Annotated in this window: 13 protein-coding genes; 5 read left to right on the forward strand and 8 right to left on the reverse strand. The window is 59.5% G+C overall.

Annotated elements, in window-relative coordinates; translation table 11 throughout:
• Window positions 1-72: 72 nt before the first annotated feature.
• The 3 genes from MARHY_RS17790 to MARHY_RS17800 all read left to right on the forward strand — a co-directional run bounded on the left by MARHY_RS17790 (window position 73) and on the right by MARHY_RS17800 (window position 4,535).
• The gene (locus MARHY_RS17790) at window positions 73-960 is read left to right on the forward strand and encodes an AEC family transporter (RefSeq protein ID WP_011787210.1); all 888 of its coding nucleotides are present in this window, start codon (window positions 73-75) and stop codon (window positions 958-960) included.
• A 28-nt stretch (window positions 961-988) separates the two neighbouring features.
• The gene (locus tag MARHY_RS17795) at window positions 989-1,879 is read left to right on the forward strand and encodes a prenyltransferase (protein WP_014423054.1); all 891 of its coding nucleotides are present in this window, start codon (window positions 989-991) and stop codon (window positions 1,877-1,879) included.
• Window positions 1,880-2,033: 154 nt separating this feature from the next.
• Window positions 2,034-4,535: an acyl-CoA dehydrogenase gene (locus MARHY_RS17800; protein ID WP_014423055.1), complete on the forward strand. Its 2,502-nt coding sequence runs from the start codon at window positions 2,034-2,036 to the stop codon at window positions 4,533-4,535.
• 28 nt (window positions 4,536-4,563) lie between these two features.
• On the opposite strand, the gene MARHY_RS17805 is transcribed toward MARHY_RS17800, so the two are convergent.
• Window positions 4,564-5,511 carry a LysR family transcriptional regulator gene (locus MARHY_RS17805; RefSeq protein WP_014423056.1) on the reverse strand — a complete coding sequence of 316 codons (948 nt, stop codon included), beginning with the start codon at window positions 5,509-5,511 and terminating at the stop codon, window positions 4,564-4,566.
• A gap of 244 nt (window positions 5,512-5,755) precedes the next feature.
• Between MARHY_RS17805 and MARHY_RS17810 the strand changes: the two genes are divergently transcribed.
• On the forward strand, window positions 5,756-6,727 hold the full coding sequence (locus MARHY_RS17810) for a DMT family transporter (protein ID WP_041655213.1): 972 nt from the start codon (window positions 5,756-5,758) through the stop codon (window positions 6,725-6,727).
• Here the strand turns inward: MARHY_RS17810 and MARHY_RS17815 are convergent.
• The 5 genes from MARHY_RS17815 to MARHY_RS17835 all read right to left on the reverse strand — a co-directional run bounded on the left by MARHY_RS17815 (window position 6,652) and on the right by MARHY_RS17835 (window position 12,004).
• A complete protein-coding gene (locus tag MARHY_RS17815) occupies window positions 6,652-7,227 on the reverse strand; it encodes a gamma-glutamylcyclotransferase (RefSeq protein ID WP_014423058.1) in 576 nt (191 codons plus the stop codon). The genes MARHY_RS17810 and MARHY_RS17815 overlap by 76 nt on opposite strands.
• A 35-nt stretch (window positions 7,228-7,262) precedes the next feature.
• Window positions 7,263-7,895: a MarC family protein gene (locus MARHY_RS17820; RefSeq protein ID WP_022991362.1), complete on the reverse strand. Its 633-nt coding sequence runs from the start codon at window positions 7,893-7,895 to the stop codon at window positions 7,263-7,265.
• Between the two features lie 85 nt (window positions 7,896-7,980).
• Window positions 7,981-8,979, reverse strand: a complete 999-nt coding sequence (gene rluF, locus MARHY_RS17825; protein WP_014423060.1) for a 23S rRNA pseudouridine(2604) synthase RluF — start codon at window positions 8,977-8,979, stop codon at window positions 7,981-7,983.
• A gap of 95 nt (window positions 8,980-9,074) precedes the next feature.
• Window positions 9,075-10,217 (reverse strand): sterol desaturase family protein, encoded by a 1,143-nt coding sequence (locus tag MARHY_RS17830; protein WP_041655217.1) that lies wholly within the window; start codon window positions 10,215-10,217, stop codon window positions 9,075-9,077.
• Between the two features lie 203 nt (window positions 10,218-10,420).
• Window positions 10,421-12,004, reverse strand: a complete 1,584-nt coding sequence (locus MARHY_RS17835) for a flavin-containing monooxygenase (RefSeq protein ID WP_014423062.1) — start codon at window positions 12,002-12,004, stop codon at window positions 10,421-10,423.
• Window positions 12,005-12,173: 169 nt separating this feature from the next.
• On the opposite strand from MARHY_RS17835, the gene MARHY_RS17840 reads away from it, so the two are divergent.
• Window positions 12,174-12,812 carry a TetR family transcriptional regulator gene (locus MARHY_RS17840; RefSeq protein ID WP_014423063.1) on the forward strand — a complete coding sequence of 213 codons (639 nt, stop codon included), beginning with the start codon at window positions 12,174-12,176 and terminating at the stop codon, window positions 12,810-12,812.
• Window positions 12,813-12,836: 24 nt separating this feature from the next.
• Here MARHY_RS17840 and bamE read toward each other — a convergent pair whose 3' ends face one another.
• Both bamE and MARHY_RS17850 read right to left on the reverse strand, forming a co-directional pair.
• The gene (gene bamE, locus MARHY_RS17845; RefSeq protein WP_041655220.1) at window positions 12,837-13,148 is read right to left on the reverse strand and encodes an outer membrane protein assembly factor BamE domain-containing protein; all 312 of its coding nucleotides are present in this window, start codon (window positions 13,146-13,148) and stop codon (window positions 12,837-12,839) included.
• Window positions 13,149-13,298: 150 nt separating this feature from the next.
• Complete coding sequence (locus MARHY_RS17850) at window positions 13,299-14,411, reverse strand: NADH:flavin oxidoreductase (RefSeq protein ID WP_036148773.1); 1,113 nt, start codon at window positions 14,409-14,411, stop codon at window positions 13,299-13,301.
• Between the last annotated feature and the right edge of the window lie 10 nt (window positions 14,412-14,421).

Consider the following 14,421-nt stretch of genomic DNA (forward strand, 5'->3'; position numbering starts at 1 on the left):
ATCCACCCGATGCTTGCGAACCTAACGGATTAGTCACCTGCGTTGACCAAAAACAATAATCGGAGCCCTTCCATGATTGGCCAGATTCTTTCCACCATGCTGCCGGTATTCCTGATTGCCGGCTGCGGCGCCTTGTACGGGCGTTACCGGACACCGGATATTCAGGGCCTGAATGTGCTCAACATGGAACTGTTCGTGCCCATGCTGGTGTTTGCGGTACTGGCAGACCAGCAGGCGCCCTTGCAGGAATACGGTTGGCTGGCGCTGGCCGCCACGGTGGTGGTTCTGGGGTCCGGTGTGATTCTGTATCCGGTGGCCAGGCTGCTGAAGCTGAACCTGAAAACCTTCCTGCCACCGATGATGTTCAACAACTCCGGCAACATGGGGATTCCGATTCTGGTGCTGGCATTCGGGGATGCGGCGCTGCCTGCGGCCATTGTGCTGTTCATCGTGGAAATGCTGCTGCACTTCTCGGTAGGCCTGTACATGCTGGACCCCCACACCTCCATTATCCGCCGGCTACGGTTGCCCATCGTATTCGCCAGCATCGCCGGCCTGGCGGTGAATCTCAGTGGTATCCCGCTGCCGGGTTGGCTGCTGGAAACCCTGAACATGCTTGGCGGCGTGTGCATTCCACTGATGCTGTTTGCCCTGGGCGTCCGCATGCTGGATGTCGATTTCAGTGACTGGAAACTGGGGCTGATCGGCGCCATCGCCTGCCCGCTCTCCGGACTCATTCTGGCCTGGCCAATGATTGCACTGCTGGATCTGCCGGGGCTGCAGGTCGCCAGCCTTTGGGTCTTTGCCGCCCTGCCACCGGCCGTACTGAATTACATGGTGGCCGAACAGTATCAGCAGGAACCCCACGCTGTGGCCTCCCTGGTGCTGCTGAGCAACCTGGGCAGTCTGGTGGTGATGCCCATTGTGCTGGGCTTGGTATTTGCGGCGGGCTACGTGTAAGCTTCTCCGCAATCCGGAGAGTTGATCAATGTCAGAAACCCTTGCGGTGGTCCGCGCGTCCCGCCCGAACTTTTTACTGCTCGCCCCATTGTGTGCCGGCCTGGGCCTGGCCGTCGCCTGGCAACAGGGCCAGGCGCCCGAACTTTTACACACCTTTCTGGTTTTCCTTGGCGCCGTACTTGCCCATGCGGCGGTGAATCTGCTGAACGAATACGACGATTTTCGCTCCGGCCTCGACATGATCACCGAGCGCACCCCGTTCTCCGGTGGCAGCGGCGCCCTGCCCGAGGTGCCGTCTGCAGCCCGGCGCGTGCTCTGGGCAGGTCTGGGCACACTCGCGGTGGTGGTTACCATCGGTCTGTATTTTCTCTGGCTGCGGGGTCTGCCTCTGCTGGTGCTCGGAGCGGCCGGTGTGGTGCTGGTGCTCACCTATACCCGCTGGATTACCCGCTCCCCACTGCTGTGCCTGCTGGCACCGGGCATGGGGTTTGGTCCCATCATGGTGCTGGGCACCGTTATCGCGCTTGGGGCAAACATCGATACCACCGCCCTGCTGGTGTCTCTGGTGGCGCTCTTGATGGTCAGTGAGCTGTTGCTGATCAACCAGATACCGGATGCAGAGGCCGATCGAGCGATTGGCCGGCGCCATCTGGTGATTACCCTTGGCCCCGAAAAAGCCGCCCATCTGGTGGCTGGCCTGTTGCTTGCCAGCTATGGTGTCATCGTTGCCGGTGTGGTCAGTGGCTATCTGGCAATGACCAGCCTTATCGCCCTGGCACCGCTACCGGCAGCAATCTGGATCAGTCTTCGACTGCCTCGTGTACTGGCGATGCCAGACCAGCTCAACCACGTGCTGGGCGCCAACGTGGCGGTACTGCTGTCCACACTGGCGCTGCTGGTAACCGGGCTCAGCCTTTGAGCCTGAACCGCTGGGGCTCCGTAAAGAATCTGTAAATCAAGAATTCGATTCTCCCACGGGCTTTTACCTCGCTAACCGCTTGCAACTGACTGAACTTTGACCGATGGTAAGAATCAAATCTGTCTGATTTCATTCATGATATGGAGGTCTGCCCATGAGCGTTCTGCTCCTCGTTCTCAGTGCCCTGGTACTGATTTACTTCAGTATCGGTGGCAAAACTGCCGCCCTCATCATGTCCGTCGCTACCCTGATTGGTGTCGCTCAGGACGACTGGCACATTCTGAGTTTTCTGATCGGCGGCATCCTGCTGGCTTTGGCACTGCTCGTAACCCTCCCTGGCGACCTGCGCCTGGATAAACTCAGCCGGCCACTGCTGGGCTGGGTTCGCAGTCGCTTACCAAAACTGTCTCCCACCGAACAGGAAGCCCTCAACTCCGGCTCCGTTGACTGGGACGGCGAACTGTTTTCCGGCCAACCTGAGTGGAACAAGCTGCTGGATGCCGCGCCCGCTCACCTGACCAGTGAAGAACAGGCGTTTCTTGATGGCCCGGTGGAAGAACTGTGCAAGATGCTGGACGACTGGCAGATCACCCACGAACACTACGATCTGCCAGACAAAGTGTGGAAGTTCATTCGCAGCAAGGGCTTCTTTGGTCTGGTGATTCCCAAAGAAGACGGCGGCCTGGGTTTTTCCAACACCGCCCATTCCGAAATCGTCATGAAGATCTCCACCCGCAGCGTGTCTGCGGCGGTGACCGTGATGGTGCCCAACTCCCTCGGTCCCGGCGAGCTGCTGATGCACTATGGTACCGACAAGCAGAAACAGCACTACCTGCCTCGCCTGGCCGGGGGTGAAGAAATCCCCTGCTTTGCCCTGACCTCTCCGGTCGCCGGCTCCGATGCTGGCGCGATTCCGGACAAAGGCATCGTCTGCAAGGGCGAATGGAACGGCAAGGAAGTGCTGGGCCTGAAAGTGACCTGGAACAAGCGCTACATCACCCTGGCGCCGGTCGCTACACTGATCGGCCTCGCCATCAAGGTTTACGACCCCGAGCACCTGCTTGGTGAGCAGGACGAAATCGGTGTCACCTGTGTGATGGTGCCGCGGGATACCGACGGCGTGAATGCCGGTGCCCGCCACCTGCCCATGAACACGGTCTTCATGAACGGCCCAACCTGGGGCACCGAAGTCTTCATCCCCATGGAACAGGTAATTGGCGGCCAGGACATGCTCGGCAAGGGCTGGAAAATGTTGCTGGAATGCCTGTCCATCGGCCGCTCCATCTCCCTGCCCGCTCTGGGCACCGGCGCCGGCAAGCTGGCCAGCCTGGCGACCGGTTCCTACGCCTACACCCGGGAGCAGTTCGGCCGCTCCATCAGCCAGTTTGAAGGCGTACAGGAAGCCCTGGAACCCATTGCCGGCTACACCTACATGATGGACGCAGCCCGCCTGCTGACCGCCGGTATGCTGGACCGGGGCGTTCGCCCGTCGGTACCTTCAGCGGTGCTGAAATACCGCAACACAGACCTGATGCGGGAAGTGATCAACCACGCCATGGACGTGGTCGCCGGCCGGGGCGTTATCACCGGCCCCCGCAACTTCCTGGCACGGGCCTACCAGGCCGTGCCTATCGGCATTACCGTGGAAGGCGCCAACATCCTGACCCGCAGCCTGATGGTCTTCGGCCAGGGCGCCATCCGCTGCCACCCCTTCATTGTTGAGGAAATCGAAGCGGCGGGCATGGAAAACCAGGATCAAGCCGCGAAGAAGTTCGACGGCATCTTCTACCGCCACCTGGCCCACACCACCCGCAATGCCCTGCGTGCATTCGTTCTGGGCCTGAGTAAAGGCTGGCTGGAAAGCGCACCCCGCCAGGGTGACATCCAGAAATACTACCGCCAGTTGGGCCGTTTCTCGGCCGCCTTTGCCCTGATGACCGACGTGACCCTGCTCACCGTCGGTGGCGGCCTGAAAGCCCGCCAGCGGCTGTCTGGCCGCATGGCCGACTGTCTCGTACAGCTTTACTACGCCACCGCCGTGATCAAGCAATGGCATGAAGAAGGCTATCCGGACGACCAACGGGATCTGGTGGAATGGTGCCTGCAAACCTGTCTGCACGACCTGCAGGACTCCATGCGTGAAGCCATCATAAACTTCCCGGTGCCCGCCCTGCGCTGGCCGCTGCGGCTGATGGTCTTCCCGCTCGGCGCCACCGGCCTGAACGGCCCGGATGACAAGCTCGGTGCCAAAGTGGCGGCTACCATCGTGAAAGACACGCCTGTGCGCCAGCGCATCAGCCGGGGAACCTTCATCAATGCCGATCCCAGCGACCCGCTCGGACGTGTACTCAACGCCTATCGATTGGCGAACGAAACCGAGGAATCCCGTCACAAACTGCACGAAGCGATCCGCAGCCGGGACGAAGACGAAGTGGATGGCATCGCCCTGCTGATGGGCCACCAACGCAAGGAACTGGTGGACTGGGCCTGTGCCCAGGGCATTGTCAAAGCAGAGGAGTGCCCGAAACTGGAAGAAGCCCTGACGGCACTCTATGACGTCATCCGCGTAGACGCCTTTGATGCCGACGGATTGAAATCCCTCGCCAAAAGCGCCAAAGGCAAGCGCAAAGTGGTGGAGCGGCCGTCCAAAGGCTGAGCTTCGCCACCCTCTCATTGAGGGGCGGTCACTCGCCCCTCAAGCCACCCCGAATTGCCTCATCCACCAACCACCGGCGCAGCGTCTGAATCCCGCGTTCCCGCCGGCGGCTGGTCTTCCAGGCAAAGTAGAATTTGTCGCCGGTTACCACCGAATGCGTCGGCAACCGCACGAAATCTTCGGAATCCTTCCGGGTACTCAGCATGTAGTCATTGGTCAGGGCAATGCCCTGATGAAACCGCGCCGCCTCAAGTGCCAACAGCATATGGCTGAAGTGCTGAACGCGAGTGCCCGTGGGCATCAATTCACTTACCGCGCTGTACCAGGCCTCCCAGTCTCCGGCCGGTCGGTCGAAAATGCTGTGAGTGGATAGCAGCGGAAACCCCGCCATCTCACCCGGCGACACCGGTTGCTCATCCCGCCGCTCCGGCTCCACATCCCGGCCCAGCTCCCGGCGCATACGTTGCCAGTAATCCTGACTACAGACCGGAAACAGCCGCTCCTCGTACAGCAAATCGTAACTGTAGGCCCGGGAATCCCGGTGAATGGTGATGAAACAATCCGCCACCCGATCCGACAACACCGGGTTCTCGCTACTCATCTCCAGCGCCAGATCAATCTGCGGATGCAGCCGCTGCAAATCCGGCAACCGGGGCACCAGCCAGCGCACGGCGAACGAACTGAACACCGACAACCGCAATCGACTCTCCTCATGCCCCAGCAACTGCTCACTGGCCCGCTCAATCTGAAGCAGAGCCGAACCAATGGCATCGAAATACTGCCGCCCCTCATCGGTCAACGTCACGCGACGACCGGAGCGCCAGAACAACCGCTCGCCCAGATAGGTTTCCAGCTGTTTGATCTGGTGGCTGACCGCGCTCTGGGTGATGGCCAGTTCTTCCGAGGCCGCTGAAAAACTGTTCAGCCGGGCGGCAGCTTCAAATACTGGGAGAGCTTTTAGAGGTGGGAGTCTCATCGTTGCTTGTTATCTAATTTTCTAATGGATGGGGAATATTGATCATTTTATCGGATAGTTAAGCACGCCTAGAATCCACATCCAAGGTCAGGGGGTGTGTCGGCGGACTTGCTTCCGAAAATGTTCGTAGCCATGGATGACGGAGACAAGCGTACAGGGATGTACTAGCAGCGGTTTTCGGAAGCAAGTCCGCCGACACACCCGTGCACTCAAGTTAGCGGATTTCAGGAAAAGGAGCACCACAGTGTCAGGCAAAACCGTCAACAGCGCCATTCTGCTGCTGGTCATCGGCAACGCCATGGCCATACTCTCAGACGTCTTCATCAAACTCCTGGACCCCGGCGCCCCCGTCTTCCAGTTCGCCTTCCTGCGTTGCGTCCTCACCCTGGCGTTCCTGCTCCCGCTCGCCCGCAAACTCGACCGCAACAACCTCTTCGGCGGCCTGAAAATCCACGCCATCCGCGCGCACATCCATCTGGTCGGCATCGTCTGCATGGTGGTGGCACTGACCAACCTGCCACTGGCCACCGCCAACGCCCTGTTCTACGCCGCGCCCATCCTGGTGATGGTACTGTCCGCCGTATTCTTCAGCGAAAAACTGACTCCGCTCAGTGTGACTGCTGTGTTCAGCGGCTTTGCCGGCATCATCGTCATCCTGCGACCGGTGGACTTCAACTGGGCCGTCATCGCCGCCCTCGGCTCTGCCTTCGCCCTGGCCATCAACGCCGTCATGGTGCGCCAGTTGCCCAAGGAACAAACCACCGTCCACAAACTGTTTCTGAACTACCTGCTGATCGTCCCGGCGGCCGCTGCCCTGGCACTCTGGGAAGGCGCGGCCTGGAACCCGCAGATCCTGATCAGCGCTGCCGGCTCCGCCCTGTTCATCCTGGGCTACAACATCACCGTGTTGCTGGCCTACCGGCAGGTAGATGCCAACCAGGTCACCAGCGCCGAATACACCGGGCTGATCTGGGCGGTCGCCATTGGCTGGATCTGGTTTGGTGAGGTGCCAGACCTGTGGTTCCTGGCGGGCAGCCTGATGATTGTGGTGCCGCTGGTACTGATTGGCCTGCGGCACCGGAAGCGGTCACCCGCCCGGGGATTCAACCCGGCGGAGCGGGAGACCGCCGGGGAGACAAATCAACGGGGTAGCCGTTCTTCCGCCCGAAGACAGGCCTCGATGGCAAAGGTGTGTGAACAATCATCACCCAGCTGACGCAGCGAATCCGCCAGCCTGAGCAAATACTCCGAATTGGGGCCGCTAGGCCCCGTGGCGAGGGCAATCTGCCGCGCAATGTCCGCTTCCGGTGCCTCGCCCAGAAAGGCCTCATTGTCTACCGTAGCGATGTACACCAGCCCCTCGGCATGACTGCCATCGTCAAAGGTCATGGTGGTGCTGAAGCGCAGATAGCCGTTCTTTTCCCGCACATCCAGATACTCGAAGACGTTGGGTGACACCCGATAGGCTACGCCCTTGCATACGGCATCGGGCTGCTCAATCAGCGTGACCACCCGCCCGGGCGCTTCGGGGGTGCCACGGTGATCATGAGAACCCTGCCAGAACCGACGAGCCCAACCGCGAATGGCTGCCGGGCGCTGCTCCAGGAACGGGAAATCCACTTTGTAGATCAGCGAGCCATAGCCGAAGAGCCAGATGGCCTCGATGCCATCAAAATTGAACCGGCTGCGATTAAGCTCAATGGTGTTCGCGGGCATGACTCATCCCATCCAGAAATAACGACCGGATTGTCTCAGGCGCCCGAGGTACTGGCAATGAAGCCGGCAATACCGGTCAGCACGATTTCTGCCGCCATCGCGGAAAGAATCAGGCCGCTGATCTTCGACATAATGTTCAGGCCGGTCTTGCCCAACGCTTTCTCCAGATAACCGGACAAGCGAAGCAATCCCGCCAGAATCAGCAAGCCCGACACCAGGCCCAGCAGACCACCGGCCACTTCTGGCACCGCTTTAAGCTCGGCGCCGTAAACCATGATGGCACCAATGGTCGCCGGGCCAATCATGACAGGAATGGCCAGGGGCACCACCGCGATGTCATCCCGATCCTCTTCGGGCAACCCGGTGGCGTGGTTACGGGTGCCACTGTTCACCAGACTGATGGCGGTGAGGAACAGCAGACTACCGGCACCGATGCGGAAGGAGTTCAGGGTGATGCCAATGGCGTTGAACAACAGCGGGCCGGCGAAGAACAGGATCACACCCAGAATAAAGGCCGAGACACAGGCCCGACGAATAATGGAGGTTTTCTCCGCCATCGAGAGCCCCCGAGTGAGGGCCAGGAACATGGTGACCACGAAAAATGGCGCCAGCAGGAACAGGAATCGGATGGTGCTGCTGAGATAGGTAGAGAAAAACGTTTCAAACATTCGGGCAAATCCGGCACAGGGTTAAAGCCGGTAAGCATAGCGCCAGAAAGGCTTTTTTGCCGTAAGGAAGAGAACCTATGGGTACTCAACGTTTCTTGATGGACGGCTTGCGGGGCTTGCCCGGTTTCGATGGCTTACCCTTGGACCCCGGACCACGACCACCCGGCTTTGGGCCGCCACCGGGTTTACCAGAGGGCCGTCTACCGGGCCCGGAACCGGGGCCTTTTCTCCCTTTACCAGCCGGTGACTTCCCGCCAGCTTTTGCGCCAGCCCGCGCCGGTTTGCCACCGGGCCCCGGGCGAGCGCCCCTCGCACCCGCCGGCTTCTTCCGGGGCTTGCTGCCAGCTGGCTCCGTGGCCTCGGACGAGGAATCCCGGATGGCATCGAACAGTACCGCCAGTTCCTTCTCCGTCAGATCCCGCCAGGCACCCACCGGCAACCCCTGCAGACTGACGTTCATGATGCGCACTCGCTCCAGCCTGGTCACCTCGTAGCCAAAGTACTCCGCCATACGGCGAATCTGGCGATTCAGGCCCTGAACCAGGGTAATGCGGAACACAAACCGGGACACCTTTTCGACCTTGCAGCGCTTGGTCATGGTCCCCAGAATCGGCACACCGTTACTCATTCCCTCTACGAATTCCCGGGTGACCGGCTTGTCGACCGTGACCAGGTATTCCTTCTCGTGATTATTGCCGGCGCGCAGGATCTTGTTCACCAGATCGCCATTGCTGGTCAGGAAAATCAGCCCCTGGGAATCCTTGTCGAGCCGGCCAATGGGAAAAATCCGTTCACTGTGGCCGACAAAACGCTGGATGTTGTCTTTCTCCGCGCTGTCGGTGGTGCTGACAATACCCACCGGTTTATTCAGAGCAATGAACACCAGATCTTCTTCGTCTCTCGGCTCCACTACCTGGCCGTTGACCTTCACCACATCTCCGGGCAACACCTGATCGCCCACCTGGGCCCGGCGGCCGTTGATGTGCACGTTGCCCTGCTCGATGAACCGGTCGGCATCCCGACGGGAGCACATACCGCTCTCGCTGATGTATTTGTTCAGTCGGGTTGAGGTTCGGTTGGCCATGACATCCTGCCGGTTTCAGATGATGGGTGAATGCGAGCCGGGCAGCACGCAACCCGCGCATCATCCCATTGCATCACCGTGACGGCAACTGCCGGTCACCGCCTGCGGAACGGGTAGAACAGCTGCCCCAGATAGGAACCCGGCAGTTTCTGGGTTGTGCCATACTCCGCTGGCCAGTGCGCTTTCGGGAAATGATAGGTGCCGAACAGCCGGTCAAAGAGCACCGTGTGTGCCGAGTAATTGGTATCGATGGCCGGCTTCTCTGAGCTGTGGTGCCAGTGGTGGAACTGCGGCGTTACCAACAGGTACTTGAGCGGCCCCCAGGGCACATTGAGATTGCTGTGGATGATGATGGCCTGCAGCGCGGCAAACGTGACGTAGATATCCAGCGCTTCCTTGCTGGCCCCGAGCAGATACAGGGCCAGCATAACCAACCCACGCTCAATAAATATCTGAACCACATGCGCACGGGAACCGGCCAGCCAGTCCATGGTTTCCACCGAATGGTGGACGGCATGGAACAGCCACAGCCGCCGGACTTCATGGAATACCCGATGCTCCCAATACAGCACGAAGTCGGCCACCAGAATCAGCAGAACCACCTGCAGCCATAGCGGCGTGCTCTGGATAGCCGCCTGAAGACTGTCGCTGGCCACCCATTCAAAGCGCGTTACCAGGAAGTTGCCAAACAGCAGAACCGCTGAGATCAGCAGGTGATTCAGGCAGAAGTAAAAGAAATCCAGCCCCCACTGATCCCGCAAGATGACCTGCTCCCGATACTTCGGAAAGAGCTTCTCCAGGCTGGTAAAGACAATGGTGGAACCCAGAAAGGCCAGAATCAGCCAGTCCACGCCGAGCGACAATGGTTTCGGCTCCACCGGCCCGACCGGGACGTTGTAGCCACCCAGGGCAAACGCGATCAGCGTCATGGCAATACCTGCAGCGCCAAGCCGTTTGCGCCGATCAAGAATGAAGGTGGTAATGCCGAAAAACAGGGAGAACCACATACCGTACTTCAGGACATCCTGAAGCGCCTCGGCATCATACGCGGCACGAAGATCAGTGGTGGTCAGATAGGAAGGGAACAGGTAGGCGAGCACCGCCGCCAGGCTCAAGCCACCGAGAAATATCGAAAAATACCCGGGGATTCGTCCATTCCGAAAGCGAAGTTCTTTTTCCGGGCGGGGCACTACCACCCGCTCGCGGTACTGGTAATCGGTATCCTGTTCCGTATTCATGCGTTCCCTGCTGAAATTTCAGGCTTAGCAACAAGCGCCGAATAACCAAGGGCGCCAGTTCATGATCCGTGTTCCAGTGGATCGGGGTGCTTATGGTATTTCAGGAACGCGAAAACTACCAACCACTCGTTGGGGTGGTGTGGCTTACATCATATTCATAGCGCCCGAAGCATCCTGCCTCGGGCGCATCATTATCTACCGTTTTAACCAGCCAACGCCGGCTCCGCACCCTGCTCCATCACCTCCGCCGATTCACACACATACTGCTCGGCATCAAACCGCCGGGTCTGCTGCCGGAACTGCCAGGTGAAGCCCGGCCACAAGGTGGTGTTCTTGCCGTTCTCGTTCACATACCAGCTCTTGCAACCGGTCTGCCACACGGAGTCGCCGAGTTTGGCGTGTATAGAGGCGTTGTACTGGCTGTAGGCATCCTCTTTTACTTCCACGCTCTTCCAGCCTCGGTGGTCCATCTTCTTGATGGCATCCAGCACGTACTGCACCTGGGACTCGATCATGTACACCATGGAGCTGTGGCCCAGCCCGGTGTTGGGGCCCATCAGCATGAAGAAGTTTGGAAAGCCGGCCACGGTGGTGCCTTTGTAGGCTTCCGCACCCTCGCGCCAGGCGTCGAGCAGATCCTGGCCACCACGGCCGAAGATCATGCCCCGGGGGATGGGTTCCTGGGCCTTGAAGCCGGTGCCATAGACAATGCAATCCACCGGGCGCTCGTTGCCATTGTTGTCAATGATGGTGTTACCTTTCACTTCGCGAACGCCGTCCGTCAGTACGTCTACGTGCTCCTGGTCCAGGGCCGGGTAGTAGTTGTTGGAGATCAGCACCCGCTTGCAGCCGAAGTGGAAATCCGGCGTCACTTTCTTGCGCAGTTCCTTGTCCTTGATCTGGTTGCGGATGTGTCGACGGGCCTGCAACTCACCGACTTTCAGAATGCGCGGGTTACCCACGAAGCCAAGCACCCGGGCTTCCAGCATCCAGTAAATGCTCTGGCGGAACGCATTCAGGGTTTGCGGGAACCTGCGGAACATGGCCCGCTCCAATGGCCGGATTTCCCGGTCAGGCTTGGGCATGATCCAGGGCGGCGTGCGCTGGTAAAGGTCCAGATGGGCGGCCTCTTTGGCAATTTCCGGCACGAACTGGATGGCCGAAGCACCGGTGCCGATAACCGCCACCCGCTTGCCACGAAAATCGTAGTCATGGTCCCAGTTCTGGGAGTGGAAACTGGCCCCCGTGAACGTGTCTATGCCCTTGATCTCCGGATACGCGGGGGTGCTCAGGCCGCCCATGCCGGACACCAGAATCTCACTTCGCAGCTTGCGGATTGGCGGCAGGGCCTTGTCGCTGCGATCCAGCTCATCCCCGGGCTTCAAACCTTTCTTTTCCATGTAGTCCCAGAGTTTTGCACTGTTGCAGGTTTCCACAACCCAGCCCGAGGTGGCCTCATCCCAACGGGCACCCGCCACGTGGGAATTGAAACGAATGTGATCCATCAGGCCGTATTTCTCGGCGCAATGCCGCAGGTACGCCTGAATCTCCGGCTGGGGAGCAAACATGCGGGTCCAGTTCGGATTCTGCTCGAAAGAGAAGGAATACAGCGCAGATTGGACATCGCAGGCGCAACCCGGGTAGTGGTTATCGTGCCAGGTGCCCCCGACGTTGCCGCTCTGCTCCAGAATCACGAAGTCGTCAAAGCCGGCCTCTTTCAACTTGATGGCCATGCCCAGGCCGGAAAATCCGGTGCCGATAATGGCGATCTTGGCGGTTTGTTTCATTGCTGCACTCCTGTGTGGCCTGAAGGGCCTTGCCTGTTGTTGTCGGTGTGGTCATCATGACCAGTAGACACATGTATACCGGTCAAAGTAGACACCTGTATACCCACTCGCACAGGAATGGCCCTGAGTGACAGGTTGTTGGCCCAACGCCCAAAGGAAACACGACTCGATGCAACGACTTGCCGGCGGAAAACTGAAACTGGTCCAGGCCGCACTAAGGCTGATTACCCAAAGCCGCAGCCTGACCTCTCTGGGCCTGCGGGAACTGGCCCGGGAGGCGGGGTTAAATCCGAACACCTTTTACCGGCACTTCCGCAATCTGGACGAATTCGGTTTGCAGGTGCTGGGGTATATCGCCGAGGACATGAAAGCCGGCGTGCGGCAGTTGCGGCAGATGGCGGATTCCTCGGAACAGGCCTCCCACGACACCGTCACCTTTGTGTACCACTACTTTCTGGCCAACCCGGCGGCAACCACGGTGGCGGTCAGGGAACTGCACGGCCCGTCGCCCGTGTTACGCCGGGCTCTCGAAGCACAGCTGGACGCCAGCGCCCGGGAAATGGCCGAGGATATTCTGGAACGCGGGCTGGTGCCCGGTGTCGATGAGGTGGTGGTACAGGAGATTTCCAACATGACCATCCGCTACATCCTGTTCCGGGCCATGGACTATATCGAGAAGCCCGAGCAGCGGGAGCGGATTCAGGTGGAAACGGAGCGGTTCATCAACCGGCAGTTCCGGGGGGCATTAATCGAGGAACTGGATTCCGGGCAGATTCTGGCGCTGAAACAGGCGCCGGCCGCTAATTGAGGTCAGGCCGGCGCCCGGGAGCTTTTATTCGGTGGTGTTGTATACGTAAGAGGATACCGTGCCGTCGTTATTGAAACGGACCACCAGATCCGTGGTTTCATCGTCACCAAAGGCGGACCAACGATACTTGCCGTAAGTCCAGGTGCGCTTGCCGTCTTCAATACCGGTGCGCCAGGGCTCACCAAACATCTCCTGTATCTCGGCGCGGGTCGTCTCACCGATCGTTATCTGGTCGACATTATGAGTCGCAAAATCCCGGCCAACGCTGGCGCAACCCACCAGGGTGACCAATACCGCAGCCAGCCCAGCCAGTTTAAGATGACGCATCAAAGCCATATCCCACTCCTTGTCTGGTGAATAGCAACAATCTGCCTACAGCATAGCGTTTCTGGCGATTGCTGCGATTACGAACCGGACAGATTTCAGACACAAAAAAGCCGCGGGCCCGAGGGCGCGCGGCAGGCACGATCGAAGGGGTAGGATCGATCAGTAGAGTTTTGCCAGAGATTTCCTGGCGAAGGCTTCCACTTCGTTCAGGCGGCCTTCTTTCACTTTCACCAGCCACTCTGGGTCTTGCAGCAGGGCACGGCCAACCGCGATCAGATCGAATTCACCGTTGTTCATGCGTTCAACCAGCTCATCGATGCCAGACTGCTCGACTGACTCTTTCTTGCTGGCGAAGGTGCCGCTGATGAAGTCTTCGGTCAGGCCCACACTGCCAACCGACATGGTCGGTTTACCGGTGATCTTCTGGGTCCAGCCGGCCAGGTTCAGATTGGAACCTTCGAACTCCGGTTCCCAGAAGCGGCGGGTGGAAGCGTGGAAGATGTCGACACCGGCCTCCGCCAGAGGCTTCAGGAAGCGCTCCAGTTCCTCGGGGCTATTCACCAGTTTTGCTTCGTAGTCCTGCTGCTTCCACTGAGAGAAGCGCAGCATGATCGGGTAATCCGGGCCCACGCGGTGGCGCACTTCCTCGACGATTTCCACCACAAAGCGCAGGCGGTTTTCCAGGCTGCCGCCGTACTCATCGTCGCGCTGGTTGGTGCCTTCCCACAGGAATTGATCCAGCAGATAGCCGTGGGCGCCGTGGATTTCCACACCGTCGAAGCCCAGAGCCTTGGCATCCTGGGCGGCATCACCGAAGGCCTTGATAACGTCCTGAATGTCTTCTCTGGTCATGGCCTTGCCGTTGGGCTTGCCAGGCGCAAACAGGCCTGAAGGGCTGTAACCGGGAACAGAGGGATCCGGCTCGATACCTTCCTTGCGTACCGCTCCCACGTGCCAAAGTTGCGGGAAAATGGCGCCGCCGGCTTCGTGCACGGCATCCACCACTTTCTTCCAGCCCGCCAGGGCTTCGTCGCCATAGAAGGCCGGTACGTTCGGGTAACCGTTGGCAGCCGCGTGGTTCACGACAGTGCCTTCGGTAATGATCAGGCCAACACCGGCCTCGGCGCGGCGGCGATAGTAGTCCACCACATCCTGACCGGGTACACCCTTAGGCGAGAAATTGCGGGTCATCGGCGCCATGGCTACGCGGTTGCGCAGCTTGAGGTTATGAAGTTCAAACGGCTCGAACAAAGGACCAAGATTCATACTCATGTGATGTGCA

Source organism: Marinobacter nauticus ATCC 49840 (assembly GCF_000284615.1).
GTDB lineage: Bacteria > Pseudomonadota > Gammaproteobacteria > Pseudomonadales > Oleiphilaceae > Marinobacter > Marinobacter nauticus.

What these genes read in the sequence shown, in the direction of transcription:
- MARHY_RS17790 (WP_011787210.1), top strand. Translation starts at nt 73, where the DNA reads ATGATTGGCCAGATTCTTTCCACCATGCTGCCGGTATTCCTGATTGCC.
- MARHY_RS17795 (WP_014423054.1), top strand. Translation starts at nt 989, where the DNA reads ATGTCAGAAACCCTTGCGGTGGTCCGCGCGTCCCGCCCGAACTTTTTA.
- MARHY_RS17800 (WP_014423055.1), top strand. Translation starts at nt 2,034, where the DNA reads ATGAGCGTTCTGCTCCTCGTTCTCAGTGCCCTGGTACTGATTTACTTC.
- MARHY_RS17805 (WP_014423056.1), bottom strand. Translation starts at nt 5,511, where the DNA reads ATGAGACTCCCACCTCTAAAAGCTCTCCCAGTATTTGAAGCTGCCGCC.
- MARHY_RS17815 (WP_014423058.1), bottom strand. Translation starts at nt 7,227, where the DNA reads ATGCCCGCGAACACCATTGAGCTTAATCGCAGCCGGTTCAATTTTGAT.
- MARHY_RS17820 (WP_022991362.1), bottom strand. Translation starts at nt 7,895, where the DNA reads ATGTTTGAAACGTTTTTCTCTACCTATCTCAGCAGCACCATCCGATTC.
- rluF (WP_014423060.1), bottom strand. Translation starts at nt 8,979, where the DNA reads ATGGCCAACCGAACCTCAACCCGACTGAACAAATACATCAGCGAGAGC.
- MARHY_RS17830 (WP_041655217.1), bottom strand. Translation starts at nt 10,217, where the DNA reads ATGAATACGGAACAGGATACCGATTACCAGTACCGCGAGCGGGTGGTA.
- MARHY_RS17835 (WP_014423062.1), bottom strand. Translation starts at nt 12,004, where the DNA reads ATGAAACAAACCGCCAAGATCGCCATTATCGGCACCGGATTTTCCGGC.
- MARHY_RS17840 (WP_014423063.1), top strand. Translation starts at nt 12,174, where the DNA reads ATGCAACGACTTGCCGGCGGAAAACTGAAACTGGTCCAGGCCGCACTA.
- bamE (WP_041655220.1), bottom strand. Translation starts at nt 13,148, where the DNA reads ATGGCTTTGATGCGTCATCTTAAACTGGCTGGGCTGGCTGCGGTATTG.
- MARHY_RS17850 (WP_036148773.1), bottom strand. Translation starts at nt 14,411, where the DNA reads ATGAGTATGAATCTTGGTCCTTTGTTCGAGCCGTTTGAACTTCATAAC.